Source organism: Nocardiopsis sp. iso_237, from assembly GCF_056173345.1.
In genome coordinates this window covers 3,935,184-3,959,106 of the sequence record NZ_CM149669.1, presented here as the reverse complement: position 1 = coordinate 3,959,106, position 23,923 = coordinate 3,935,184, and the positions used below count along the sequence as shown (strand labels likewise).

Genomic DNA, 23,923 nt, shown 5'->3' with positions numbered 1-23,923 from the left:
CGGGGTGGGCCCGCGACCCCGCCGCCTCAGTCGGCGGGCTCCACCAGCAGCACCTCCAGGGTGCGGGGACCGTGCACGCCCTCCACCCGGTTGAGCTCGATGTCGCTGGTGGCCGAGGGGCCGCTGATCCACGTGAGCGGCCGCGCCGGGTCCAGGAGCCGGACGGCGCCCGGCACCCCGTCCACCACCTGGTCGGCCCGGACCACGCACAGGTGGTAGTCGGGGACCAGGGTGACGGCCCGGCGGCCCTGGTCGGGCCCGCCGTCCAGCACGATGGTGCCGGTCTCCGCGACCGCCACCGCGCACCCGGTCACCACGCCGTCGCAGGCGTCGAGGTCGGCCACGGACAGCGGCTCCCCGGGGGAGTCGGTGAGCCGACGCGCCGTCACGTCCGAGAACCACTCCGGCGGTGCGCCCGAGGGGACCGCCACCCGGGTCGCGCCGCGCCGCTCCAGCGCGGCGGCGATCGCCTCGGGCAGGGCGCCCTCCGGGACCCTCTCCACCAGGGCCCGGTAGTCCAGCAACCGGTCCACCAGCACCTCCAGGGCGTCCCCCTCGAAGTGGTGGTCCGCGTACCCGTCTCCGGGGGGCCGCGCCACCGGTTCCTCGGCGGGTACGTCCGACAGCGCCGCCCGGACCCGGGCCAGGACGCGTTCACGGGAGCCCCGGCCCCCGGCGTCGCCACCGCGCGCGTTCCCGGCGCCGTTCATCGCCGCCCCCTCTGCTTCCACCACTGCCGGAAGGACTCCCCGGGCACGTCCGGCACGTCCCGGGTGTCGGTCCACTTCCCCGCCGTGCCCGGCAGGTGCCGGGGCAGGTCCCCGCCCACCAGCCCCGCGGCACGCTGCACCGCGTCCAACGCCCGGGCCGAACCGAACACCGCCTCGGCCCCGGCCATGACGGCCTTCTCACCGAGGTGCCCCGGGCCCTCCGCGACCTGTTCACGCAGGTGCACCAGGACCTCCGGGATGTCGATGGCCACCGGGCAGACGTCGTAGCACGCCCCGCACAGCGACGACGCGTACGGCAGCGCCCGGTCCACCTCCGAGGACATCCCGCGCAGCTGCGGGGTGAGGATCGCGCCGATCGGCCCCGGGTAGACCGATCCGTAGGCGTGACCGCCGGTGCGCTCGTAGACGGGACAGATGTTCAGGCAGGCCGAGCACCGGATGCAGCGCAGCGCCTGCCGCCCCACGGTGTCGGCGAGCACGTCGGTGCGTCCGTTGTCCAGCAGCACCAGGTGGAAGTCCTGCGGCCCGTCGCCCGGGGTCACCCCCGTCCAGGTGGAGGTGTAGGGGTTCATCCGTTCCCCGGTGGAGGACCGGGGCAGCAGCTGCATGAACACCTCGAGGTCGGACCACGTGGGCACGACCTTCTCGATCCCCACCACGGAGATCAGCGTCTCCGGCAGGGTCAGACACATCCGCCCGTTGCCCTCGGACTCCAGCACCACGAGCGTCCCGGAGTCGGCCACGGCGAAGTTGGCCCCCGAGACCGCCACCCTGGCGCGCAGGAACAGCTCCCGCAGGTGCACGCGGGCGGCCTCGGCCAGTGCGCGGGGGTCGTCGGTGAGCCCGGGCGGCGCGGGCACCCCCCACTCCGCCATCCGGTCGAGGAAGATCTCCCGGATCTGGGAACGGGCCAGGTGGATGGCGGGCACCAGGATGTGCGAGGGGAGGTCCTCACCCAGTTGCACGATCAGCTCGGCCAGGTCGGTCTCGTAGGCCGTGATCCCGGCCGCCTCCAGCGCCCCGTTGAGCTCGATCTCCTGGGTGGCCATGGACTTCACCTTGACCACCTCGGTCTCACCCGTCCGACGCACCAGCCGGGTGACGATCTCGTTGGCCTCGGCCGCGTCGGCGGCCCAGTGGACCGTGCCGCCCGCCCGGTGGACCGCCTCCTCCAGCCGTTCCAGATGGTGGTCCAGGTGGCGCAGGGTGTGGGTCTTGATCCGCTCGCCCTCGGCGCGCAGCCGCCACCAGTCCTCACCCAGCTCACCGACGACCGCGTCGCGCTTGCCCCGGATGGTGTGGGTGGCCTCGTGCAGGTTGTGCCTGGTACGGGAGTCTCCGACCGCCGAACGGGCGGCCTCGGGAAAGGGCGGAAGGCCCAGGAACGTGGCGCTCATGCCTGTGCGTACTCCTTCTCGGTACTGGCCAGGATCTCCGCGATGTGCGCGATCCGGACACCGGAACGCTGACGGGACAGGGTGCCGCCGATGTGCATCAGACAGGAGTTGTCGACCGCGCACAGGACCTCGGCGCCGTTCCCGGCCACGTGACGGGCCTTGTCGAACCCCATGGCGGCGGAGACGTCGCCGTTCTTGACCGAGAACGTGCCGCCGAACCCGCAGCACTCGGCGGCGCCGGGCAGTTCGAGCAGTTCCAGGCCGCGCACGGCGCGCAGCAGCCGGTACGGGCGGTCGCCCAGGCCGAGGAAGCGCAGCCCGTGGCAGGTGGGGTGGTAGACCACCCGGTGCGGGAAGTAGGCGCCCACGTCGGTCACCCCGAGCACGTCCACGAGGAACTCGGTGAGGTCGTACACGCGGGGGCCCAGGTCGGCCATCCTGCGGGAGAGTCTGCTGCCCGCCGCGCCGAGGCGGGGGTAGTTGTCGCGGACCATCGCCGCGCACGAGGCCGAGGGGACCACCACGGCGTCGGCGCCGCCGAAGGTCCGGGCGAAGCGCACCGCGAGCCGGGCGGCGGGGCGCCGGTACCCGGTGTTGTAGTGCATCTGACCGCAGCAGGTCTGGTCCTCGGGGAAGACCACCTCGTGGCCCAGCCGCTCCAGGAGTCGCACCACCGCGCGACCGGTGTCGGGGAAGAGCGTGTCGTTGACACAGGTGACGAACAGCGCGACGCGCATGGGCCTCCTTCGCGCCCCGGCCCGGTGGGAGGAGCGTCCGGTCCGACGGACGACAACCGAGGCAAGTGGTCCGACCACTTTTGCACAGCCGTACGAGACGGATCAAGAACCCCTTGACAGTCCGACCATCGGGATTCGTCCGTGCCTCGCGGGCTTCCAGATCGCGCCATGTGGTCCGACCAATGTGCGAGACCACGCGGCGACGAGCGCGGACTCCGAGTAGAATCTCCGTGTTCGTGAGGGAGACGGGGGAGTGGCGTGGTCGAGGACGTACGGACCCCGGTGGCCCAGCGTGCGGTCGAGCGGATCAAGGCGATGATCGCCGACGGCGAGGTGGGCCCGGGGGAGCGGCTGCCCACCGAACGGGAGCTCTCCGCCCGGCTGGGCGTCTCCCGGGGCTCGGTGCGCGAGGCGATCAGCGCCCTCACCACGCTGGGCGTGCTGGCGGTCCGCCACGGCGCGGGCGTCTACGTCACCGCGCTGCGCCCCGCCGACCTGCTGGAGGCCTTCTCCGTCCTGGCCGAGGTCTCACGCGACGAGACCCTGCTGGAGGTCCTCCAGGTCCGCCGCATGATCGAACCCGCCGCCACCGCGATCGCCGCCGCCCGGGCCACCCCCGAGGACCTGGCCCGGATCGGTGACCTCCTCGACCGCATGGAGGCCGACGCCGACCGCGCGCCCGCCGACGATCTCGACTTCCACCGGGCCGTCGTGGCCTGCGCGGAGAACGCCACGCTCTCCGCCGTCCACGCCGGGCTGTCCTCGCGCACCTTCAACGAACGGGTCTGGGCCGGGCTCGGTCGTGAAGGGCTCACCGACACCCTCTTCCAGGACCACAGACGCATCCACGAGGCGCTGCTCGCCCGCGATCCGGAGGCGGCCCGGGCGGCCGCCGCCGCGCACGTGCTGCGGGTGGAGCGCTGGCTCAGCCTTCGAGCCGACGGTTGACCCGGTCGGCGTACTGCTCGGCCCGGAGCACCCGGGACAGGCTCTCGCGTCCGGGTGCCGGAGGCGGGTCCCCCTCAGGTTCCGACTCCCCGTCCGGAACCTCCCGGCCGACTTCGGCGTCTATACCGAGTGCCTCGTGGTCCTCGATCTCCTCTATGCGGTAGTCCTCGGGGTGGTCCTCCAGGTACTCCGCCACGGCGGAGTCCTGGTCCGGGGCGCCCACGTCCATCTCGGCGTCCACGTCGTCGATGTTCGTGGCGTCCCCGTCGAACTCGGCGGATTCCGTCATCGGCGGCCCCCTCGCCTCGGTTTCCCTGTCTTCGATGATGCCTGGTCGCGGCGGGAGACGCCAGTAGGGGACGTACCGAGAGGGACGAGGACGAAACGGGGCGCCCCCGTCGACGGTAGGCTTTTGCGCCGTCGTCCGAAGACAGAGACGGAGTTTTCCTCCCAGTGACCACGCGTGAACGCGTCCGTGCCCTCGTCGAGGCCCCCTGGTTCCAGGCCAGCGTCATAACCCTCATCCTGATCAACGCCGTGATCCTCGGTTTCGAGACGTCGAAGCGGATGATGGACAACCACGGTGACCTCCTCACGAGCGTCGACCGGGTGATCCTGACCCTGTTCGTCGTCGAGATGGGGCTGCGGATGTTCGCCCATCGCCGGGACTTCTTCCGGGACCCCTGGAGCTGGTTCGACATGGTGATCATCGGGATCGCCCTGCTCCCGGCCTCCGGTCCGTTCGCGGTGCTGAGGGTGCTGAGGGTCCTGCGCGTCCTGCGCCTGCTGTCGGTGATCCCGTCTCTGCGCCACGTGGTGACCGGACTGTTCCGCGCGATGCCCGGCATGGCCTCGATCATGGTCCTGGTGGTCCTGCTGCTGTACGTCTCGGCGGTGATGGCCACCCGCCTCTTCTCCACCGACGCCCCGCAGCACTTCGGGGACCTGGGGACCTCGCTGTTCACCCTCTTCCAGATCTTCACCGCCGACGGCTGGAGCAACATCGCGTCGGAGGTGATGAAGCACCAGCCCTATGCCTGGGTCTTCTTCGTCGTCTTCGTCATGGTGTCCACGCTGATCGCCCTGAACCTGTTCATCGCGGTCGCGGTCGAGGCGCTGGACAAGGCCGGGCACGAGGAGCAGTACGGCAGGCCCGGCCCGGGCGGCGCCCCGGGCTCCAAGGGGAGCGGCGGCCCCGACGAGGACCCCGGAGACTCCCCGGACGGCGGCGCCGACCGTTCGCCGGACGAGGGGCAGCGGCAGATCCTCGACGAGCTGCGGGCGCTGCGCGCCGAGGTGGCCTCGCTGCGCGACGAGCGCGAGCTGCTCCGGAGCGAGCGCGAGCGCATCTAGCCCGACGGTCCCGAGGGGCCCCGGCCCGTCCCCGCTGGTGCGGGGCTCGGGCCGGGGCGGGTGTGAACCGTGTTCGCGGGCGCTCTGACGTGCGTGGAAGGGCCCGTGGTTGGCGGCTTTCGTGGGAGGGTAGGGGGACAGCCGCACGCGGTGTCCCGGAAGGCCGCCGCAAGCCGACCATGGACGACGAGGAGCGACCGGATGTCTGCGAGTACACCCCTTCCTCGGACCGAGGACGTCGGGGGCGACGTACCCGTCCCCCTGGACCGTCGGGAGGAGTGGACCGCGCTGGCCGAGCACCGCGAGCGCTTCGGCGACACCCACCTGCGGACCCTCTTCGCGGAGGACTCCGGGCGGGTCGACCGGTTCACGTTCGACGTCGGGAACCTCCACGCGGACCTGTCCAAGAACCTCCTCACGCGGGAGACCCTGGACCTGCTCACGGACCTCGCGAAGGCCACCGGCGTCGCCGCCCTGCGCGACGCCATGTTCCGCGGCGACCACATCAACCTCACCGAGGACCGCGCCGTGCTGCACCCCGCGTTGCGCGCGCCGCGTGACGCGGTGTTCCGGGAGGACGGGCGCGACGTGGTGCCCGAGGTGCACGGGGTCCTGGAGCGCATGGCGGCCTTCGCCGACCGTGTGCGCTCCCGGTCGTGGCTGGGCCACACGGGCAAGGCGGTGACCCGGGTGGTCAACATCGGCATCGGCGGCTCCGACCTGGGTCCGGCCATGGCCTATGAGGCGCTGCGTCCGTACACGGACCGGGGACTGGGGTTCCGCTTCGTCTCCAACGTGGACGGCACGGACCTGCACGAGGCGCTGATCGACGCCGATCCCGAGCGCACCCTGTTCGTGGTCGCCTCGAAGACCTTCACCACCCTGGAGACGGTCACCAACGCCACCGCGGCCCGGGACTGGCTCCTGGCCGGGCTGGGGGCGGACTCCGACGCGATCGCCCGGCACTTCGTGGCGGTCTCGACCAACGCGGAGGAGGTCGCGCGCTTCGGGATCGACACCGCGAACATGTTCGAGTTCTGGGACTGGGTGGGCGGCCGCTACTCCTACGACTCCGCGATCGGCCTCTCCCTCATGGTGGCCCTGGGGCCGGAGCGGTTCCGTGAGATGCTCGCCGGGTTCCACTCGATGGACACGCACTTCCGCCAGGCGCCCCCCGAGCGCAACCTGCCGTTCCTGCTGGGCCTGCTCGGGGTCTGGTACGGCGGGTTCTTCGGCGCCCAGAGCCACGCGGTGCTGCCCTACAGCCACCACATGTCGAAGTTCACCGCCTACCTCCAGCAGTTGGACATGGAGTCCAACGGCAAGTCGGTCCAGCGCGACGGCCGCCCGGTCCGCTGGCAGACCGGTCCGGTGGTGTGGGGGACACCCGGGACCAACGGGCAGCACGCCTACTTCCAGCTGCTGCACCAGGGCACCCGGTTCGTGCCCGCCGACCTGCTCGGCTTCGCGCGTCCCGCCCCGGACCTGCCCGAGGGGCTGGTGCCCCAGCACGACCTGCTGATGGCCAACCTGTTCGCGCAGGGACAGGCGCTGGCGTTCGGGCGCACGTCGGACGAGGTCGCCGAGGAGGGGGTGCCCGCGGACCTCGTCCCGCACCGCACCTTCCCCGGCAACCGGCCGACCACGACGATCCTGGCGGACCGGCTCGACCCGTCGGTGCTGGGCCAGCTGGTCGCCCTCTACGAGCACAAGGTGTTCGTCCAGGGCGCGGTGTGGAACATCAACTCCTTCGACCAGTGGGGCGTGCAGCTGGGCAAGGTCCTGGCGAAGAGGGTGCAGCCCGCCCTGACCGAGGGTGTCGGGGTGCGCGGTCTGGACGCCTCCACCGAGGCACTGGTGCGGCGCTACCGGGGCCTGCGCGGGCGCGACCCCGCGTAGCGGGACGGCCGCTCCCCGGGAACCCGGTGTCCGCCGGAGTCCCGGGGACGGCTACTCCTCGGGGGTCCCGTCCTCGGGGGTCCCGGGGCCGACCGCCAGCAGCGAGGGACCGCGCCCGGCCTCGATGTGCGCGGCCATGGTCAGTCGCGCGAGCCGGGCGTTGCCGGTGCTGACCGCCGCGTAGATCTCGTGGTGCGCCTGGAACTCCAGGTGGGGATCGCGGAAGGCCGTCAGGGCGAACAGCCAGCGGGAGCGGGAGAGGATCGGTGCCATGAGCTCGGACAGCAGTTCGTGACCGGCGGCCTCCACCACCTGCGCGTGGAAGTCCGCGTTGGCGGTCATGATGTGGTCCAGTGAGCCCGTCTCGGTGGCCTCGGCGGTCGCCTCCATCGCGGCCGCCAGACCGGCGTGCACGTGCCCCTCGGAGTACTGCTGGGCCGCCCGCTCGGCGGCGAAGGGTTCGAGCCTGATCCGCAGGTCGAAGAGCTCGTCCACCCCCGAGGGGGACATGGTCCGCACGGTCGCGCCCTTGTGGGCGCTGGTCATGATGAAGCCGTCGTGCCTGAGGTTGCGCAGCGCCTCGCGCACCGGGAGCCGGGACACGCCCAGCTCCTCCGAGAGCTCGCGTTCGCGCAGCCGTGCCCCCGGTGCGTACCGGCCGGAGATGATCCCCTCACGGATGGCGACCTCGGCCGCCTCTGTCAGAGGGGCCGACCCGCCTGATGTCCGTGTCATGAGACCCGTTCCCGCCGTGTGCGCCTGGTTCACCCCCGGCCGGAAGCGGCGTCCCGGGGCTCGGAACCGCGAACCGGGAACGTCGGGGGGAAGAGGGCCCCGACCGGGCGGTGGAGGCCGTCCCGCTCACTGTAGCCGCGCCGGAGTTCCTCGAACACCTCCTGCGCCTGGTTCCTGAGCTCGTCCAGGTCCACCCCGTCGATCCGCCCGTCCCGCACCACGGGCCGCCCGGCCACGAAGGTGTGGGTGGCGTTGCGGGCGGTGCCGTTGAGTACCAGGGTTCGCAGGGGGTCCTCCACGACGCCGTCGCGGAAGTCGTCCAGGGAGAACGCGGTCATGTCGGCGCTCGCGCCGGCCTCCAGACGCCCGAGGTCGGGGCGCTTGAGCGCGGCGGCGCCGCCCAGGGTCGCCGCCTCCATGTAACCGCTCAGGCTGACGGCGCCGTGGCCGTGGAGCAGGCGCGAGGCGTGGAGGCCCACGTCCATGCCGCGCACGAGGTCGGGCGGGAAGGAGTCGGTGCCGAGCGCCATCGTGACCCCGGCGTCCAGGAAGTCGTTGAAGGTCTCCAGCATGTCCCCGTACCGGAAGGTGGTCAGGGGGCAGTGGATCACGCTGACGCCTGCGGTGGCCAGACGGGTGAGGTCGACGCCGTTCGGGCCGGTCAGCTTCGGGTTCCGGTCGGTCCACAGGGCGTGGGGGATGAGCAGCCGGTCGTTGAGGAGGCCGGTCCGCTCGATCAGGTCCAGCGGGGTGAGGCCGTGGCGCTCGATGATCACCTGGCGCTCCCACGGCTGCTGGAGGGAGTGCAGGCGCACGAGGAGGCCGCGCTCGGTGGCCTCCCGCGCCGTGCGCTCCAACAGTTCGGGGGTGAGCGTCTCGATACGGCAGGGGAGGAGGACCGGCAGGACTAGGTCGTCGTCGCGCTCGGAGAGCTCGTCCGCGAAGCGCAGGGCCTCGTCCAGGCCCGACTCGCCGCGTACGGGGTTCTCGACGAAGGTGCGCTCACCGTCGGCGACGGCGCCCACCGCGGACCGGTACGAGGGGCCCAGGTAGCCGCGCAGGCCCCACGCGCGGGTCAGGTCCGCCAGGTGGCGCAGCTCGTCCGCGGACTCGTTCCACTCCAGGTGGATCTCCGAGGCGATCGGCATGTAGGTGGTGACGCCGTGCAGGGCGAGCTGCGCGAGCCCGAACCGGCGCAGGGTGTCGCGCTGTTCGGGGGTGAGCACGTCGCGGGGGCGGTCGCGCCAGTGCTCGACGGAACCGACCAGGGAGCGGGCGTGCTCCGGGTCGTGGTGGGCGTCGAGGATGAGGTGGTCGATGTCCACCAGGGCGTCCAGGTCGATCAGACCGGGGGTGAGGATCGTGTCGCCCAGGTCCAGGACGGGCGCGGTCGATTCCGGCGTTCCGGTGCCCACCTCGGTGACGACGCCGTCGGAGTGGGCGACGTAGCCGTCCCTCAGCCAGACGTGGGAACCCTCGGAATGCGCCAGCACGTAACGTGCTCTGATTACCTGATCCATGAAACTTGTATACCACGCACTTTTGGGGGCGGGATCGGCGTGTTCGTAAGGCGTACCGAAATTGGGTCGATAACGCTCTTGACAGCGGTTTTGCCGTAACCATAAGCTCCTCGAAAATTCAGCGGCTCACTGATTGGTATCCCAGATGAGGGCAAGAAGGCAGCAAGCGGAGACGCACGGAGACGTGTCGAACCGCGGTTCGGTCGGTCGCGGTGACTGGGTTACCGCCATCGGTGTGAGCGTGCTGATCAGTGTCGTGGCCGTACTGGTCGGAGAACACAAGTTCCGGGTCGGGCCCGCCGCGATCGTGCTGTTTCCCCTGGTCTGGGTGGTGCTGATGGGCGCCGTCGTCGGCCTCCAGCGGTGGCGGCCGCTGCGCGGCGGCACCCGGTCCGCGGGCGAGGCCCTGATCCCGGTCGGCATGGTCCTCTTCCTCGCGCTGCTCGGCACCGGCATCGGCCCGTCGATCGGCATGGTCGAACAGGTCGGACCGGCACTGCTCATGCAGGAGGTGGGCCAGCTCTTCGGCACGATCATCCTCGCGCTGCCCATCGCGGTCCTGCTCGGCATGGGACGCGCGGCGATCGGCGCCACCTGGGCGATCGACCGGGAGTCCTACCTCGCCTACGCCATCGACCGGTTCGGGACCTCCTCGCCCGAGTACCGGGGCGTGTTCGGCGTCTGGATCATCGGTTCGATGTTCGGCGCCGTCTTCATCTCCCTGATCACCGGTGTCCTGGGCGGCACCGGCCTGTACAACCCGCTCTCGCTGGCCCTGGCGCTCGGCGTCGGCTCCACGTCGATGATGCTCGGCGGGGTGGGCGCCCTGGCACTGCTCTACCCCGACCAGGCCGCCGAGATCGCCGCCCTGGCCGCCCTGTCCAACCTGGTCACCAACATCGTCGGCTTCTACGCGGGCGTGTTCATCGGCCTGCCCGCCGCGCGCCGCCTCTACGGTTTCTGGTGCCGCGTCTTCCGCCGCCCCGCCCCGGAGATCGAGGAGGCGAAGCTGGTCGCCCGCGGGCAGATCCCCGAGGGCGACGCCTCCGTGCGGTCGAAGGAGGCCGCGGACGGCGAGTCGACCCTGGTCGAGCGTCCGCGCGATCCGGACATCCCCCGGGGCTGGCGTCCGGGCGTCGCGGGCTACGTCTTCGCCGGTGCGGCGGGGCTGCTGCTCAACTGGCTGGGCACCGGCGCGTTCCACCCGCGTGACGTCGCGGGCATCGTGGTGCTGCTGGCGATGACCGGGATCGCCATCCTCCTGTCCCGCAAGGTGAAGGCCATCCCGGCCACGGTGTGGGTCCTGGCGATCGCCACGATCGTGACGACGCCGGTCTCGCCGGTCGCCGGGGTGATCGCGGACCTCGTGCAGAACCTGAACGTGCTGCTGATCGGCCTGCCGCAGCTGGCCCTCGTCGGCATGACGATGGGCCGGGACCGCGAGGCGTTCTCACAGCTGAGCTGGAAGATCGTCGTCGCGGCCGTGCTGACCTTCACCACCACCATCGTCGCCTCCGCCACGCTGGCCGAGCTGTTCATCCACCTCTGATCCCCGAACCGAGCGGACACCGAAGGGAACCCCGCATGCCGCGCGTCACCAACGCCGTCCTGCCCGGCCGGGAAGAGCCGGTCACCATCGTCACCGAGGGCGGACGGATCACCGCGATCGAGGAGTCTCCCGGCGTGGGAGCCCCGGGCGACGACGACATCGACGCGGCGGGCCGGACCGTCCTGCCCGGACTGGTCAACGCCCACGCCCACATCGACAAGACCCTCCACGGTGGCCCGTGGGTCTCCGCCCCGCAGGTGGAGACGGTGGCCGAACGCGTCGCGCACGAGCGGCGCCACCGGGACACCCACGGCCTGCCCTCGCGGGAGTACGTCTCGTCGCTGGTGGAGACGATGGTCGCGGCGGGCACCACGCACCTGCGCACGCACACGGACGTCGACCCCGGTGTCGGCCTCCGGGGGATCACCGCCGTCGCGGAGGTCGCCGACCGCTACCAGGGCGTGATCGACATCCAGCAGGTGGCCTTCCCCCAGGGCGGGCTCATCACCAACCCGGGCACGCTCCCCCTCCTGCGCGACGCCGTGGAGGCCGGGGCCTCGGTGATCGGCGGACTCGACCCCGCCGGGTTCGACGACGCCCCCAACGCCCACCTGGAGGCCGTCTTCGACCTCGCCGCCTCCACGGGCACCGGTATCGACATCCACCTGCACGACGGCGGGTCGCTCGGCGCCTGGGAGATGGGCCTGATCGCCCGCATGACCCGGGAGTACGACCTGGGCGGCCGTGTGGCGGTCTCCCACGCCTTCGGGATCGCGCACCCGCCGACCCAGGCGGGCCTACTCGAACGGTTCGCCGAGGCGGGCGTGGCCCTGGTGAACGCGGCGGTGTACGACGCGCCGGTGCCACCGCTGAGGGCCTGCGCGGAACACGGCGTGCTCCTGGCCGGCGGCACCGACGGCATCAACGATCTGTGGGGGCCCTTCGGGGACGGAGACATGCTGCGCCGGGCCATGCTCATCGCCTACCGCAACTCCAGCCGCTGCGACGACGAGCTGCTGCTCGCACTGGACACCGTGACGACCAACGCCGCCCGCGTGCTCGGGATCGAGGACCACGGTCTGCACGTGGGCGGACCCGCCGACTTCGTGGTCGTCGACGCCCGGTCGGCGGCCGAGGCGGTCGCCAAGGTGCCGGGGCGGGACCTCGTGATCAGGTCCGGAACCGTCGTCGCCCGTGACGGTGTCCTCGTCGGCGCGGAAGGTGGAAACGCCCCACTCCGCTAGTGCAAACTCTGCGTAGTCAAGTAGCCACACATTGACACCAATGTGTGGCTACACGCAGAGACAGCGGGAGGCAGGGGTAGATGACCGCGCCGATGGACGTGCCTGAGTCGTCCCAGCACGCCGAGCCAGAGGCGGTCGTCGCGGGGGCCAGGAACGCCGCCAGCCGTTCCCTGCGCCAGATCGCCTGGCAGAGCTTCCGCATGGACAGGGTCGGCATGACCGGCGGGATCGTGGTCGTCCTGCTCATCCTCGTCGCGATCTGCGCGCCCCTGCTCACCGCCTGGTTCGGCCACCCGCCCAACCAGTTCAACCAGGGCCTGGTCGACCCGCTCACCGGCGGGGTCCTGCGCGACCCGGACGACCCCGCCCAGGGCCTCGACCCCTGGGGCGGGATCAGCGCCCAGCACCTCCTGGGCGTGGAACCGGTCAACGGCCGCGACCTGTTCAGCCGCATCGTCTACGGAGCCCGCACCTCACTCCTGGTCGCCACCGTCGCCACCGTGGTGTGCGTGGTCATCGGCACCGTCCTGGGCATCCTCGCCGGGTACTTCGGCGGCTGGGTGGACGTCGTCATCAGCCGCACCATGGACATCTTCCTCGCCTTCCCGCTGCTGCTCTTCGCCATCGCCCTGGTCGGCGTCATCCCCGACGGCGCCTTCGGCCTGTCCGGCAACAACCTGCGCATCGGCGTCCTGGTGTTCATCATCGGCTTCTTCAACTGGCCCTACATCGGCCGGATCGTGCGCGGACAGACCCTCACCCTCAAGGAACGCGAGTTCGTCGAGGCCGCGCGCAGCCTCGGAGCGGGCAGCACCCACATCGTCTTCCGCGAGATCCTGCCCAACCTGGTCACGCCGATCCTCGTCTACTCCACCCTGCTCATCCCCACGAACATCCTCTTCGAGGCGGCCCTGAGCTTCCTGGGCGTGGGCATCAACCCGCCCATGGCCACCTGGGGCGGCATGTTGGAGAACGCCCTGCGCTTCTACACCACCTCGCCGCACTTCGTGATCATCCCGGGTCTGGCCATCTTCGTCACCGTCCTCGCCTTCAACCTCTTCGGGGACGGACTGCGCGACGCCTTCGACCCGCGCTCCTCCGACTGACGTCCACGGGGCCGCCGGCCCCAGAGTCCAGCCGAGACCCCTCGGCCGGGGCCGTGCGCCGCACGGCCCCACCAGCGAACCGACCAGGAGGCCCAGGTGACCACCCATCACTCCACGCGCCAGCAACCGCCCCGGCGCGGCGCGTTCCGACGAGCCGCCGCACCCGTGGCCGTGGGCACCGCCATGGCGGTGCTCCTGGCCGCCTGCGGGGGAGACGGGGGCGGAGGCGGCGGGCAGTCCGACGCCGAGTTCAACGAGGGCGAGACCACCATCGTCAACCCCTCCGACCAGAGCGGCGGAACCCTGCGCTACGCCATCTCCTCCGACTTCGACTCACCCGACCCGGGCAACACCTACTACGCGTTCAGCTGGAACTTCTCCCGCTACTACGCGCGCACGCTGCTCACCTACACCGAGGCGCCCGGGGAGGAGGGCATCCAACTCCAGCCCGACCTGGCCGAGGCGATGCCCGAGGGCAACGAGGACTCCACCGAGTGGACCGTGCGCATCAAACCGGGCCTGAAGTACGAGGACGGCTCGGAGATCACCGCCGAGGACGTCAAGTACGCCATCGCGCGCAGCAACTTCGGAGACCAGGCGCTGCCCAACGGCCCCAAGTACTTCCAGGGGCTGCTGGCCGACAGCGACGACTACGAGGGCCCCTACGCGGACGAGGGCGACCCGCTGGCCGGGTTCGACGGGATCGAGACCCCGGACGACCACACCCTGGTCTTCCACCTCAAGGAGAGCTTCTCCGAGTTCCCCTACGTGCTCCTCCAGCCGCAGACCGCGCCGGTGCCCGCCGACGCCGACCGGGGCGAGCAGTACCAGAGCCACGTGCTCTCCTCCGGGCCCTACAAGTTCGACGGGGACTACCGGCCGGGCGTCTCCCTGAACCTGGAGCGCAACGACCAGTGGGACGCCTCCACCGACCCCACCCGCAAGGCGCTGCCGGACCGCGTCGAGGTGGAGCTGGGCGTCGACCAGAACGAGATCGACCAGCGGCTGGTCAACGGCGAGCTGGACGTGGACCTCGCCGGGGCCGGTGTCGGCCCGGCGATGAAGGGCACCGTCATCACCGACGAGGGCCAGCGCCACAACGTCGACAACCCGCAGACCAACACCCTGCGCTACGTCAACATCAACACCGTCATGGAACCGCTGGACAACCTGGCCTGCCGCCAGGCGATCATGTACGCGGCCGACCGGGACGCCCTCCAGCGCGCCTGGGGCGGCGACACCGGCGGTGACGTCGCCACCCAGATCATGCCCGGAGCGCTGCCCGGCGCCGACCCGAGCTTCGACCCCTACCCGTCCGAGGGGAACAAGGGCGACCTGGACAAGGCCCGGCAGAAGCTGGAGGAGTGCGGCCAGCCGGACGGCTTCTCCACCGCCATCGGCGCCCGCGCCGACCGGCCCTCGGACGTCAGCACCGCCGAGGCGCTCCAGCAGGCCCTGGCCCGGGTGGGCATCGACACGGAGATCAAGCAGTACCCGTCCGACACCTACACCAACACCCAGGCGGGCTCGCCGTCCTTCGTGGCCGACAACGACCTCGGGCTGACCGTGTACGGCTGGGCGCCGGACTGGGCCAGCGGCTACGGGTTCATGAGCAAGATCCTGGACGGCGACGCCATCCAGCAGGCCGGAAACTCGAACATCTCCGAGATCGACGACCCGCAGATCAACGACTGGTTCGACGAGGTCGTCGCGGTCTCCGACCCGGACGAGCGCGCGGAGATCTACACGAGGATCGACGAGCGGGCGATGGAGCAGGCCCCGATCCTGCCCGCCGTGTTCGAGCGGACGGTGCTCTACCGTCCCTCGAACCTGACCAACGTGTACTACCACGCGGGTTACTCGATGTACGACTACATGTCCCTGGGCACCGGCAACAACTAGGGAACAGCAGGCAGAACGCCGTCCGGCGTGGGGCAGTGACCGGCCTCTACCCCCTTTGGGGGCAGATGAGGGGCAAAATCCTCGGTCACTGCCCCGTTTCGAGTTCCAGATCGACCTTCTGGAGAAGCTGGTGCAGCAGCGGCACCAAGGACCTGTCCGAAAGGCGCTTGCGAGCCGCCAGGGACTCCCACCACAGCTCTTCCAAGTCCTCCTTCAACCTGCGACGAGAGCGAGCCGCCGTGTGCGTGTACAGGCCCGCGATGGAGTTGTCGAGGTGGCCCATGCTCTACTGGCGCGTCACCGTCCCCAGTTGCCCGCCGCCCTCGTAGCTGAGTCGAGCCCCCGTGATCTGCCCGCTGGAGTCGCACACGGGGCGGTCGAACTCCAGGCTCTCAGGCCCCGTGGGGGCGGTGACGATGAGAGAGAGCCGGTGTTCGTCGAGGGCGTCCGTGTAGGACCCGGTGGCCGCGTCGGCCAGCTGCTTTCCGTCTGACAGCTTCATGGTGTGGGTGGCGGTTCCCTTGTCGAAGACGACCGTGTGCGCGACGTGTTCACCGTCTCCGGTGCTCAGGGTGCCGGTGTAGGTGGCCTGGTCCTGGGAACCGGTCCAGCTGTGCAGGGTGGTGCCGCACTCAGAGGCCTGGGCGTGGCGGGTGGTGTCCTGGGTCGCGGCTGCGGCGGCCGGTGCGGTGGTGGCGAGCAGGGCGCCCAGGGTCAGGGCGGGCACGATCAGGTACGGGGTGCGCATGACACTCGCTATCACTCTAGGAAAAGGAATCACTACTTAGCGTAGTGTCTCGGGTGGTGTTCGCACCCCGGAACGCAAAACCCCAGGACGAGAACCCCGACAACCAGGCCACCAGGTTGGGGGCGACTCGCGGAACTCCGACCCGATTTGCGGGCCACACCCCGCCAACACCGCAGCCCGCACGGTTTCCGCCCGGGGGGCGTGGGGCACGCCTGAGCTTGTCAAGAGACATCTTCACCGCACGAGGAGACCGATGCGCCGCATCATCGCCGTTTTCGCCCTGACAGCCGCTGTCCTGGGCACGGCCGCCATGCCCGCCAGCGCCAACGACTGCCCGTACCCCGAGGGCACGCTCCTCGCCTCGATGTACTGCCCCCGCCACTAGGGACACACAGCACTCGCCGTCCGACCCGGGGTTGAGTCGGGGCATCCTGCCTCGGTCGACGCTGCCCAACCACTGAGAACCGCTTGTAGGCCCCCACTGGTTCGGTGGCCTGGTCCCACATGGGGCATCTTCGGGTCCAGGGGCGGGCCGCTCCAATCGGCCACCCCTGGTGGGCTCGTGACCTGAGATGAGCGGGCGTGAACATCGAACGTCCCCACCCAGCACACCGGGTGGGGACGTTGGTGGTGTGCGTGACGGTCCAGCCAGAGCGCGCGACCCGAGCCGGGTCATCAGAACCCGCATCCACCTGGAGATCGGGAGGTCCACGTGATCTCCGCGTTCACCATGGTCAGGAAGACCCCCTCCGACCTGCACCGCTGGACGGAGGGGCACCACCACATCGAGCCCGCCTCAGACGGCGCGCCGATGCATGTCTTCGCCCGGACGTCTGAAGGCGGCCCGGTCCACGGCCCGGACGCACAACTCTCGGAGAGCTACGAGATCCAGGTGGCGCTGAAGGCGGTCGCGTTGCAGACGCACGTGGCCTTGGACTTCGACAGCGGGAGCATGTCCGTCGAACTGGGCTACGCGATGCCGTTCCGCCCCACCGTCCATCTGGCCAGCGCCAAGGGAGGTTTCCGCGACGGGATCACCTCTCGGCTTGGGCGGGAACGTCCAGGGGCAGGTTTCCCTCTCCCTCCCGAACGACTGGCTGAAGATGGGCTTCGACGGGTCGGTCCTGGGGGAGAAGGCGGTGTTCGACCTCAAGTTGGTGCCCATCCGGTTCTGAACCACCTGTCTGGCACCCTGAGGGGTGGACGGGCCAGGTCACGGAAGGGGCAACGAATGAACCTTCGTTGCCCCTTCATCGCGGTGTCCGGAGCGCCTGTCCTTAGGGCAGCTGGTCCAGGAACCAGGTGGACAGCTCCTCGGTGACCAGGGTGTGCATCTCGCTCTGTGAGGAGAGTTTGACGTCGTGGAAGGGGGTCTCCTCCAGCTCCTCGTCGCTGATCGGCGTGTGGAGGTCGTCGTGGGTGGTCGGCTCACGCAGGGAGATGGCGCTGACGGCCGGGACGAAGCAGTGCTCGCGGACCGGGTTCTCGACCTTGAAGCCCAGCCAGGACGGCAGACCGTTCAGCGCGTCGGCGAGAATCCCGAAACCGGGCAGGGTGCCACCGGGTGCGCCGTCGATGTCGGGCAGTTCGCTGGTGCGGATCTCACGGCTGGGCAGGGTGACCACCCGGAGCTTGGCGGCCAGTTGGTTGTCGCCCTCGGCCTGGGTGCGCAACTCGGTGCCGGTGACGGCCAGCCCCTTCCCGATCACCGCCTCGACCCCAGGCTCCACACCATTACCGGCACCGGAGTCGGGACCGTTGGCCAGGGCGATCAGTCGGGTCTCCCGGGACCTGGGCCAGTTACCGACCTCCTCCAGCGCCCGCAGGAACTCCAGGCGCCGCTCACTGGTGGCGGGCTTGTCCTGCCAGCTCGCGATGTGCTGGCTCAGCAGCTCCTGGGCGGCCGGGCTGTTGATCTGGTCGGAGAAGCGGGGGTCGAGCTTCCTGGTGTAGTGCGCGAACGCCTGGAGGGAGACGGGGATCCAGGCGCCGTTGTGCGGGCTGTCGTAGGAGAAGTAGAGCTGCGCCTGGTGCTCGATGCCCACCGTCTCCATCTTGGCGAGGGCGTACCGGGTGACCAGACCGCCCATGCTGAAACCGCCGACGGTCAGCGGGTGGTCGCCCGCGCGGCGGTCGATCGCCTCGATGACGGCGGCGATCACCGTCTCGGCGTTCTGCAGGATCGACGCGCTGCGCTCGTGGTAGCCGACCAGGACGACGTCGCGGCCCCGGCGGCGGGTCTCGCTCAGCAGCGGGTACGGACCGTACTCCAGGTTCTGCCAGGTGAAGGCGAGGTCGCTGGGGCCGACGCTGAAGCCGTCCGCCATCAGGACCGGGCGGGTGAGCTGGCTGTTGCCCTCGCCGCGGTAGACCCAGGCGGTGCCGTGGGGCAGGTCCCAGACCTCGTCGGGCATGGGCGGAATGCGCTCGGCGGTGCGCGGTCCGGGCGCCAGGACGATCGGGGACGCGGCTTGGAGGGCTTCGGCGGCCTGTTCTTCGGTGGTGCTCACGGGCGTTCCTTGGCTCTGGGCGGGCGCCTTCCGCCCGCCTCCGTCGCGGCCATCCTTGTCCTCCGTACGCCGGATGGTGGGGGAAACGGGCCATCAGCGGCCGATGACCGCCGCAGGGCGTGCGGTTGGCGGTGGTACGGGCGGTTCCGGGAGCCACGCCAGCGGGGGATCCGGCCGACCGCAGAGCCCCCTTGCGGCCAGACCAGGGTCAACAGGACGGGCACAGCCCCGCCGACACCCTCGGGGTCGGCCCGCACCAGGGCGACCCGGGCGCGACCGGTGCGGGCACGACTCCTGGAGCGCTCCTACTCCGCAGCAGCCTCCGCCTCCGCAGCGACCTCCGACAGGGTCCGGTGCGGATCCTTCGAGCGGGCCTGCTGAGGAACCTTCGGCGCCCCCTCGGGGGCGTGCGGTCCGGTCAGCTGGTCGGGCGCAGGCACCTGCGCTGTCACGGTTCCGGCGCTGGTGGCGCGGATCAGCCCCTCGGCCCGGGGGTCCTGCTCGTCCTGCGAGGGTGAGGTCTGCACGTGGCCGCCGCTGTCCACGACGGCGTAGCGCATCCCGGCGTTGAAGGCGACCACGTTGCGCTCGTCGTCGGAGCAGAAGGTGTGGTCGGTGTCGTTGCGCACCGCGTAGACCGCGTGCTTCTCGGAGTACATCGCGGTGACCAGACCGGCGCCGGCGTTGCCGCCGACCTCGACCTCCTCCTGGTGCATGTCGGTGGTGGAGGAGGACTGCTCGTAGCCCATGGACTGGGTGATGGAGGCGCTGATCTTGGAGCCGCCGATGCCCTCCACCTGGATCCCGGTCTCGTAGCCCACCGTCACGCTGGTGCTCTGGCTGTAGGTTTCTGTCTGGGTCTTGGAGACTCCCCAGGCGACCTTCTTCCTGATGTCGCCTCCCTGGGTGGAGCCGCGCAGGTCCAAAGTGGCCACCAGCGAGTAGGAGCGGCGTCGGCGCAGGGTGTAGGTGGGTGAGTTCCGCAGGATCCAGTCCAGCGACTTGCCGCGGTCCTTGACCGCCACGCACGGCACGATCACCTCCCGGTCGATGACCGGGCTCTGCTCGGAGGGGACGTTGTTGGGATCGGTGATCCTGGGCCGAGCCAGGTCGCCGCCCTTGACCACGGGCAGGGGCAGGTTGAGGACGAACACCTCCCCCGGTTCCTCACCGGATTCCAGGGTCAGGAACCTGTAGTAGGAGTGCCAGGTGGTCTCGGGGGCGACCATCACGGTGTTCTTCTCGATCATCGTCTTGGGCCGGTCCGTCTGCATGTAACCGATCAGGGCGCTGTCAGTGCTGTAGCCCTTCTCCCCCGGAACGACGTAGTTGACGCCGTTGATGGTCTCCTTGACGCAGGCGGTGGTTCCCGCGCCGTAGTACCCGTCCGGGGTCAGGCTGGCTGACGGGTCGTCCGAGAGCGCCCGGTAGCCGGGGGGTGGCTGAAGCCGCCAGCTGGTGGCGTTGCCCATCTTGATCTCGCGCCTGCCTTCGGCCGCGACCACCGCCTTGCTCTCGGGGTTCGTGGATTTGAGCCACATCATCAGGCCGTCGAGCTTGTACAGGCCGGTGGAGGCGAAGTAGTCGGGGCTGGGCGGGTGCTTCTCGTTGGTGCTGAAGACCAGGGTCAGTTCCCCGAAGACGCAGGGCTTGGAGTAGGTCATGGGCCTCTTCCCGTGCGGGTGGGAGCGGGGGCTCCCACGGTCCGATGGCGGTCGACCGTCGGGGGGAACCGCGTGCACGGGACGGTCACTTCCCATGCTGTCCGCGTTGCGGCGGCGCGACGACCCTGAGTGAACGATCGTGCGGCTCGGCGGTGACCAAGCGGCCCGAAATGCGGACAGAGTTCCATCGAAACGTGAGAGCCGATACCTGTGTTCAGGTCCCGCCGAACCCCGCCAGCTCTCCTGGCCGGTGACCTGGTTGCCCAGGGGTAGTTCCGTGAGATGGCGGTCCCGGTACGACCGGTCACGATCGGCTCCTGGTTGGTCAGGTCAGCGCGCGCCGGGGCCCACCCCCGTGAGAACGGGATTCCGTCCGCGCCGTCGGCGTGGCACGGTGTCCGGAGAGCGAGTGCGCGGGAGGAGGTGGCCGCCATGGGCGTCTTGGCCCAGCCGTCCGCCCGGAGGGACCGGGACCACGGACGGCGGGTTCCGGGAGGAACGAGATGTCCCGCACGGACAGGACCAAACCACTGTGGGTGCGCCAGCGCGAGCACGGCCCCGTCCCCGAGCACGACCACACCGAAGGCCCGTGCGACCTGCCTTCGGAACCGACCCGTGAACGCTCCGGGACCCGCTGCCGGTGGGAGCCTCCCGGCGCGGTGGTGATGCGCCGGGGCTGCTGCTCGGGATGCAACAAGCGCGGCTGCACCGCCGAATGGCGGGCCCACACGAGGGCCGCCAACCGCAGGCGGCGCCACGAGGACCGGCGCCGGGCGCGCGCGTGGCGCGGGTCCGTCGACCGCTGAGCCGCCCGTGACGACACCGGGGCGGGTCGCCCGTCAGCTCGGGCGGCCCGCCCCATCCCCGCGCCGAACGGATCGTCAGCCCGTTCGCCGTCGGCGTCCCCGTGTACACGCCGACTTCGTGGCGTGATCGTCTGATTGCCATGGGTTACGGTTTGGCTTCGGGGTGGAATCGCCTCCACCCCGAACCCGGGCCCCTCGGCCCTGTCCCCTGACGAGAGAAGGCACGCGCCTTGCTGACCTACATCCTGCGCCGCCTGGGCGCCGGACTGCTGCTCCTGGCCGTGGTCACCATGGTCACCTTCGCCATCTTCTACGTGGTGCCCAGGTGGGCGGGGCGTACCACCGAGCAGCTGGCCACGATGTACGTCGGCCGGGCCCCCACCCCCGAGGCGATCCAGGCGACCATCGAACGCCTGGGTCTCGACCAGCCGATCGCGGTCCAGTTCTGGGAGTTCGTCCGGGGCATCTTCTTCGGCGCCCAGTACCAGTTCGGCCGGGACACCATCGAGTGCGCCGCCCCCTGCTTCGGCTACTCGTTCCAGACCTACCAGGAGGTGTTCCCCGAGATCATCTCCCGCCTCCCGGTGACCGCCTCGCTGGCCCTCGGCGCGGGTGTCATCTGGCTGGTGGGCGGCGTCGCCGTCGGCGTGATCTCGGCGGTGTGGAAGGGCAGCCTCTTCGACCGCCTCGCCATGGGCGTCGCGCTGGCCGGGGTCTCCCTGCCGATCTTCTTCACCGGTCTGCTCGCCCTGGCCTTCCTGGTCCACGCCTGGGGCCTGTTCGCCACCCCGCGCTACGTTCCCCTCACCGAGGACCCCTTCGCCTGGGCCCAGGGCATGCTGCTGCCGTGGCTGACCCTGGCGTTCCTGCACGCGGCCATGTACGCGCGGCAGACCCGTGCGGGCATGCTGGAGACCCTCAACGAGGACTACATCCGCACGGCCCGGGCCAAGGGCCTGAGCGAGCGCAAGGTCGTGCTCAAGCACGCGCTGCGGCCGACCCTCACCCCCATCGTCACCATCTTCGGCCTGGACCTGGGGCTGGTCCTGGGCGGCGCCGTCCTGACCGAACAGGTCTTCTCCCTGAACGGGATCGGCCGGTACGCGGTCCAGGCCATCACCCAGAGCGACCTCCCGGTCATCCTCGGCGTGACCCTGTTCGGCGCCTTCTTCATCGTCATCTGCAACCTGTTGGTCGACCTGGTCTACCCGCTCATCGACCCGCGCGTGCGCATCCACAACTGAGAGAGGCCTTCCGATGACCGAAACCCCTTCAGGGTCCCCGGCCGGTTCCTCCGCCGCCCCGGTCGTGCGCGTGGACGACCTGCACGTCACCTTCCCGACCCTGGACGGCGACGTCCACGCGGTGAAGGGTCTCTCCTTCGAGGTGCCCGCCGGTGGCGCGCTCGGGATCGTGGGTGAGTCGGGTTCCGGCAAGAGCGTGACCTCGCTGGCGCTGATGGGCCTGCACCGGGGCAGCCGGGCGCGGATCACCGGCGGGATCGAGGTCGTGGGCACCGACGTGGTCACCGCCACCGACGGGAAACTGCGCTCCATGCGGGGCAACGACATCGCGATGGTCTTCCAGGACCCGATGCAGTCGCTGCACCCGCAGTACACGATCGGCAACCAGCTGGTCGAGGCGCTGCGCGTGCACCGGCCGCAGGTGTCCCGGGCCCAGGCCCGCACCAGGGCGATCGAGTCCCTGGAGAAGGTCGGCATCCCCGAGCCCGCCCAACGGATCAACTCCTACCCGCACGAGTTCTCCGGCGGCATGCGCCAGCGCGTGCTGATCGCCATGGGACTCATGTGCGACCCGAAGGTGCTGCTCGCGGACGAGCCGACCACCGCCTTGGACGTCACCGTGCAGGCCCAGATCCTCGACCTGCTGGACGAGCTGCGCCGCGAACTCGACATGGCGCTGATCCTGGTCTCGCACGACCTCGCCGTGGTCGCGGGATCCGTGGACGAGGTCGTGGTGATGCGCGAGGGCGGAGCGGTGGAGCGCGGCTCCGTGCGGGGTGTCCTCGCGGAGCCCGAGCACCCCTACACGCAGGCGCTGCTGGCCGCCGTGCCGCGCGTGGAGGTCTCGCGGGCCGAGCGTCGGGCCCGGGACCGCGCCGAACGGGCGGAGCGGTCGCGGCGGGAACAGCGCCGGGCCTCCGGGAGCACCGACGCCGAGGCGGCGGAACCGGCCCCCTTCTCCGCCTTCGGGCCCGCCGCGACGGAGGAGCGGGGCGCCCCGCTCCTGCGCGTCCGCGACGTCTCACAGAGTTTCAAGGTACGGGGCGGACTGTGGGGCCGCGCCACGGACTTCTGGGCGGTCAAGGGCGTCAGTTTCGACCTGCACAAGGGCGAGACCCTCGGCGTCGTGGGGGAGTCCGGTTCCGGGAAGAGCACCCTGTCCAGGATGGTCATGCGGCTGCTGGAGCCCACCGAGGGCACGGTGGAGTTCGAGGGGCAGGACATCACCCACCTGCCGGAACGGCGGCTGCGTCCGCTCCGCCGTGACGTGCAGATGGTGTTCCAGAACCCCTACTCCTCGCTGAACCCGCGCCTGACCATCGGTGAGAGCATCGGCACGGCCCTGCGCGTCCAGGGAGAGCGAAACTCCCGGAAGATCCGCTCGCAGGTCCAGGAACTGCTCGAACGGGTCGGTCTCGAACCCGGTCACTACAACCGGTTCCCGCACGCGTTCTCCGGCGGCCAGCGCCAGCGCATCGCCATCGCCCGTGCGCTGATCCTCAAACCGAGGCTGATCGTGTGCGACGAACCCGTGTCCGCGCTGGACGTGTCCACCCAGGACCAGGTGCTGCGCCTGCTCTCGGAACTCCAGGACGACTTCGGCCTCACCTACATCTTCGTCGCCCACGACCTGGCCGTCGTGCGCCAGGTCAGCGACCGCGTCGCCGTCATGCGCAAGGGCGAGATCGTCGAGATGGGTGACAGTGACACCATCTACGAGAGCCCGCAGAGCGACTACACCAGGCAGCTGCTCACCGCCGCCCCCGTTCTGGACCCCGACGAGGCCCGCGAACTGCGCAGCGAACGGGTGCGGCTGCGGGGGAACTGACC

The 23,923-nt window shown here is 70.5% G+C and carries 22 protein-coding genes; 12 read left to right on the top strand and 10 right to left on the bottom strand.

The annotated features are described in order from the left end of the window. Positions 1-26: 26 nt before the first annotated feature. The 3 genes from AC0VYM_RS18170 to AC0VYM_RS18160 are packed head-to-tail and all read right to left on the bottom strand — an operon-like array spanning position 27 to position 2,865. Positions 27-710, bottom strand: coding sequence for a LutC/YkgG family protein (locus tag AC0VYM_RS18170; RefSeq protein WP_475463100.1), 684 nt, complete (start codon positions 708-710; stop codon positions 27-29). Continuing rightward, complete coding sequence (locus AC0VYM_RS18165) at positions 707-2,128, bottom strand: lactate utilization protein B (protein ID WP_475453711.1); 1,422 nt, start codon at positions 2,126-2,128, stop codon at positions 707-709. Before AC0VYM_RS18165 ends, AC0VYM_RS18170 begins: the two co-directional genes overlap by 4 nt. Beyond that, positions 2,125-2,865, bottom strand: coding sequence for a (Fe-S)-binding protein (locus tag AC0VYM_RS18160; RefSeq protein WP_475453709.1), 741 nt, complete (start codon positions 2,863-2,865; stop codon positions 2,125-2,127). Before AC0VYM_RS18160 ends, AC0VYM_RS18165 begins: the two co-directional genes overlap by 4 nt. Before the next feature lie 258 nt (positions 2,866-3,123). Between AC0VYM_RS18160 and AC0VYM_RS18155 the strand changes: the two genes are divergently transcribed. Continuing rightward, positions 3,124-3,813: a FadR/GntR family transcriptional regulator gene (locus AC0VYM_RS18155; RefSeq protein WP_475453707.1), complete on the top strand. Its 690-nt coding sequence runs from the start codon at positions 3,124-3,126 to the stop codon at positions 3,811-3,813. Here the strand turns inward: AC0VYM_RS18155 and AC0VYM_RS18150 are convergent. Beyond that, entirely contained in the window at positions 3,791-4,102 is a 312-nt protein-coding gene (locus tag AC0VYM_RS18150; RefSeq protein ID WP_475453705.1) for a hypothetical protein, read from the bottom strand. The genes AC0VYM_RS18155 and AC0VYM_RS18150 overlap by 23 nt on opposite strands. A 164-nt stretch (positions 4,103-4,266) precedes the next feature. Here AC0VYM_RS18150 and AC0VYM_RS18145 point away from each other — a divergent pair, with 164 nt between their 5' ends. Together AC0VYM_RS18145 and pgi are read left to right on the top strand one after the other, a co-directional pair. Beyond that, positions 4,267-5,166: an ion transporter gene (locus AC0VYM_RS18145; protein WP_475453703.1), complete on the top strand. Its 900-nt coding sequence runs from the start codon at positions 4,267-4,269 to the stop codon at positions 5,164-5,166. Positions 5,167-5,367: 201 nt separating this feature from the next. Continuing rightward, complete coding sequence (gene pgi, locus AC0VYM_RS18140; protein WP_475453701.1) at positions 5,368-7,065, top strand: glucose-6-phosphate isomerase; 1,698 nt, start codon at positions 5,368-5,370, stop codon at positions 7,063-7,065. Between the two features lie 51 nt (positions 7,066-7,116). On the opposite strand, the gene AC0VYM_RS18135 is transcribed toward pgi, so the two are convergent. After that, complete coding sequence (locus AC0VYM_RS18135; RefSeq protein WP_475453699.1) at positions 7,117-7,800, bottom strand: GntR family transcriptional regulator; 684 nt, start codon at positions 7,798-7,800, stop codon at positions 7,117-7,119. A 29-nt stretch (positions 7,801-7,829) separates the two neighbouring features. Beyond that, positions 7,830-9,320: a chlorohydrolase family protein gene (locus AC0VYM_RS18130; RefSeq protein WP_475453697.1), complete on the bottom strand. Its 1,491-nt coding sequence runs from the start codon at positions 9,318-9,320 to the stop codon at positions 7,830-7,832. Between the two features lie 235 nt (positions 9,321-9,555). Here AC0VYM_RS18130 and AC0VYM_RS18125 point away from each other — a divergent pair, with 235 nt between their 5' ends. The 4 genes from AC0VYM_RS18125 to AC0VYM_RS18110 all read left to right on the top strand — a co-directional run bounded on the left by AC0VYM_RS18125 (position 9,556) and on the right by AC0VYM_RS18110 (position 15,121). Then, positions 9,556-10,869, top strand: coding sequence for a DUF3100 domain-containing protein (locus AC0VYM_RS18125; RefSeq protein ID WP_475453695.1), 1,314 nt, complete (start codon positions 9,556-9,558; stop codon positions 10,867-10,869). Positions 10,870-10,904: 35 nt separating this feature from the next. Beyond that, on the top strand, positions 10,905-12,113 hold the full coding sequence (locus AC0VYM_RS18120; RefSeq protein ID WP_475453693.1) for an amidohydrolase: 1,209 nt from the start codon (positions 10,905-10,907) through the stop codon (positions 12,111-12,113). An 80-nt stretch (positions 12,114-12,193) separates the two neighbouring features. After that, entirely contained in the window at positions 12,194-13,219 is a 1,026-nt protein-coding gene (locus tag AC0VYM_RS18115; RefSeq protein ID WP_475453691.1) for an ABC transporter permease, read from the top strand. A gap of 96 nt (positions 13,220-13,315) precedes the next feature. Next, positions 13,316-15,121 carry an ABC transporter substrate-binding protein gene (locus tag AC0VYM_RS18110; RefSeq protein WP_475453689.1) on the top strand — a complete coding sequence of 602 codons (1,806 nt, stop codon included), beginning with the start codon at positions 13,316-13,318 and terminating at the stop codon, positions 15,119-15,121. An 85-nt stretch (positions 15,122-15,206) separates the two neighbouring features. On the opposite strand, the gene AC0VYM_RS18105 is transcribed toward AC0VYM_RS18110, so the two are convergent. Beyond that, complete coding sequence (locus tag AC0VYM_RS18105; protein WP_475453687.1) at positions 15,207-15,404, bottom strand: hypothetical protein; 198 nt, start codon at positions 15,402-15,404, stop codon at positions 15,207-15,209. Between the two features lie 3 nt (positions 15,405-15,407). Then, positions 15,408-15,869: a hypothetical protein gene (locus AC0VYM_RS18100; RefSeq protein WP_475453685.1), complete on the bottom strand. Its 462-nt coding sequence runs from the start codon at positions 15,867-15,869 to the stop codon at positions 15,408-15,410. A gap of 253 nt (positions 15,870-16,122) precedes the next feature. Here AC0VYM_RS18100 and AC0VYM_RS18095 point away from each other — a divergent pair, with 253 nt between their 5' ends. Together AC0VYM_RS18095 and AC0VYM_RS18090 are read left to right on the top strand one after the other, a co-directional pair. After that, positions 16,123-16,254 carry a hypothetical protein gene (locus tag AC0VYM_RS18095; RefSeq protein WP_475453683.1) on the top strand — a complete coding sequence of 44 codons (132 nt, stop codon included), beginning with the start codon at positions 16,123-16,125 and terminating at the stop codon, positions 16,252-16,254. A gap of 661 nt (positions 16,255-16,915) precedes the next feature. After that, positions 16,916-17,044: a hypothetical protein gene (locus tag AC0VYM_RS18090; protein WP_475453681.1), complete on the top strand. Its 129-nt coding sequence runs from the start codon at positions 16,916-16,918 to the stop codon at positions 17,042-17,044. 102 nt (positions 17,045-17,146) lie between these two features. On the opposite strand, the gene AC0VYM_RS18085 is transcribed toward AC0VYM_RS18090, so the two are convergent. Next, the gene (locus AC0VYM_RS18085) at positions 17,147-18,379 is read right to left on the bottom strand and encodes a lipase family alpha/beta hydrolase (RefSeq protein WP_475453679.1); all 1,233 of its coding nucleotides are present in this window, start codon (positions 18,377-18,379) and stop codon (positions 17,147-17,149) included. Between the two features lie 305 nt (positions 18,380-18,684). After that, complete coding sequence (locus tag AC0VYM_RS18080; RefSeq protein ID WP_475453677.1) at positions 18,685-20,043, bottom strand: hypothetical protein; 1,359 nt, start codon at positions 20,041-20,043, stop codon at positions 18,685-18,687. A 503-nt stretch (positions 20,044-20,546) separates the two neighbouring features. On the opposite strand from AC0VYM_RS18080, the gene AC0VYM_RS18075 reads away from it, so the two are divergent. The 3 genes from AC0VYM_RS18075 to AC0VYM_RS18065 all read left to right on the top strand — a co-directional run bounded on the left by AC0VYM_RS18075 (position 20,547) and on the right by AC0VYM_RS18065 (position 23,921). Further along, positions 20,547-20,849 carry a hypothetical protein gene (locus AC0VYM_RS18075; RefSeq protein WP_475453675.1) on the top strand — a complete coding sequence of 101 codons (303 nt, stop codon included), beginning with the start codon at positions 20,547-20,549 and terminating at the stop codon, positions 20,847-20,849. A gap of 230 nt (positions 20,850-21,079) precedes the next feature. Next, on the top strand, positions 21,080-22,093 hold the full coding sequence (locus AC0VYM_RS18070; protein ID WP_475453673.1) for an ABC transporter permease: 1,014 nt from the start codon (positions 21,080-21,082) through the stop codon (positions 22,091-22,093). A 13-nt stretch (positions 22,094-22,106) separates the two neighbouring features. Continuing rightward, complete coding sequence (locus AC0VYM_RS18065) at positions 22,107-23,921, top strand: ABC transporter ATP-binding protein (RefSeq protein WP_475453671.1); 1,815 nt, start codon at positions 22,107-22,109, stop codon at positions 23,919-23,921. The last annotated feature ends 2 nt before the right edge of the window (positions 23,922-23,923 follow it).

Excerpts from the sequence above, each read along its gene's own strand:
- AC0VYM_RS18150 (WP_475453705.1), bottom strand. The coding sequence starts at position 4,102 with ATGACGGAATCCGCCGAGTTCGACGGGGACGCCACGAACATCGACGAC.
- AC0VYM_RS18135 (WP_475453699.1), bottom strand. The coding sequence starts at position 7,800 with ATGACACGGACATCAGGCGGGTCGGCCCCTCTGACAGAGGCGGCCGAG.
- AC0VYM_RS18130 (WP_475453697.1), bottom strand. The coding sequence starts at position 9,320 with ATGGATCAGGTAATCAGAGCACGTTACGTGCTGGCGCATTCCGAGGGT.
- AC0VYM_RS18095 (WP_475453683.1), top strand. The coding sequence starts at position 16,123 with ATGCGCCGCATCATCGCCGTTTTCGCCCTGACAGCCGCTGTCCTGGGC.
- AC0VYM_RS18105 (WP_475453687.1), bottom strand. The coding sequence starts at position 15,404 with ATGGGCCACCTCGACAACTCCATCGCGGGCCTGTACACGCACACGGCG.
- pgi (WP_475453701.1), top strand. The coding sequence starts at position 5,368 with ATGTCTGCGAGTACACCCCTTCCTCGGACCGAGGACGTCGGGGGCGAC.
- AC0VYM_RS18100 (WP_475453685.1), bottom strand. The coding sequence starts at position 15,869 with ATGCGCACCCCGTACCTGATCGTGCCCGCCCTGACCCTGGGCGCCCTG.
- AC0VYM_RS18065 (WP_475453671.1), top strand. The coding sequence starts at position 22,107 with ATGACCGAAACCCCTTCAGGGTCCCCGGCCGGTTCCTCCGCCGCCCCG.
- AC0VYM_RS18170 (WP_475463100.1), bottom strand. The coding sequence starts at position 710 with ATGAACGGCGCCGGGAACGCGCGCGGTGGCGACGCCGGGGGCCGGGGC.
- AC0VYM_RS18115 (WP_475453691.1), top strand. The coding sequence starts at position 12,194 with ATGACCGCGCCGATGGACGTGCCTGAGTCGTCCCAGCACGCCGAGCCA.
- AC0VYM_RS18080 (WP_475453677.1), bottom strand. The coding sequence starts at position 20,043 with ATGACCTACTCCAAGCCCTGCGTCTTCGGGGAACTGACCCTGGTCTTC.
- AC0VYM_RS18165 (WP_475453711.1), bottom strand. The coding sequence starts at position 2,128 with ATGAGCGCCACGTTCCTGGGCCTTCCGCCCTTTCCCGAGGCCGCCCGT.
- AC0VYM_RS18160 (WP_475453709.1), bottom strand. The coding sequence starts at position 2,865 with ATGCGCGTCGCGCTGTTCGTCACCTGTGTCAACGACACGCTCTTCCCC.
- AC0VYM_RS18120 (WP_475453693.1), top strand. The coding sequence starts at position 10,905 with ATGCCGCGCGTCACCAACGCCGTCCTGCCCGGCCGGGAAGAGCCGGTC.
- AC0VYM_RS18075 (WP_475453675.1), top strand. The coding sequence starts at position 20,547 with ATGTCCCGCACGGACAGGACCAAACCACTGTGGGTGCGCCAGCGCGAG.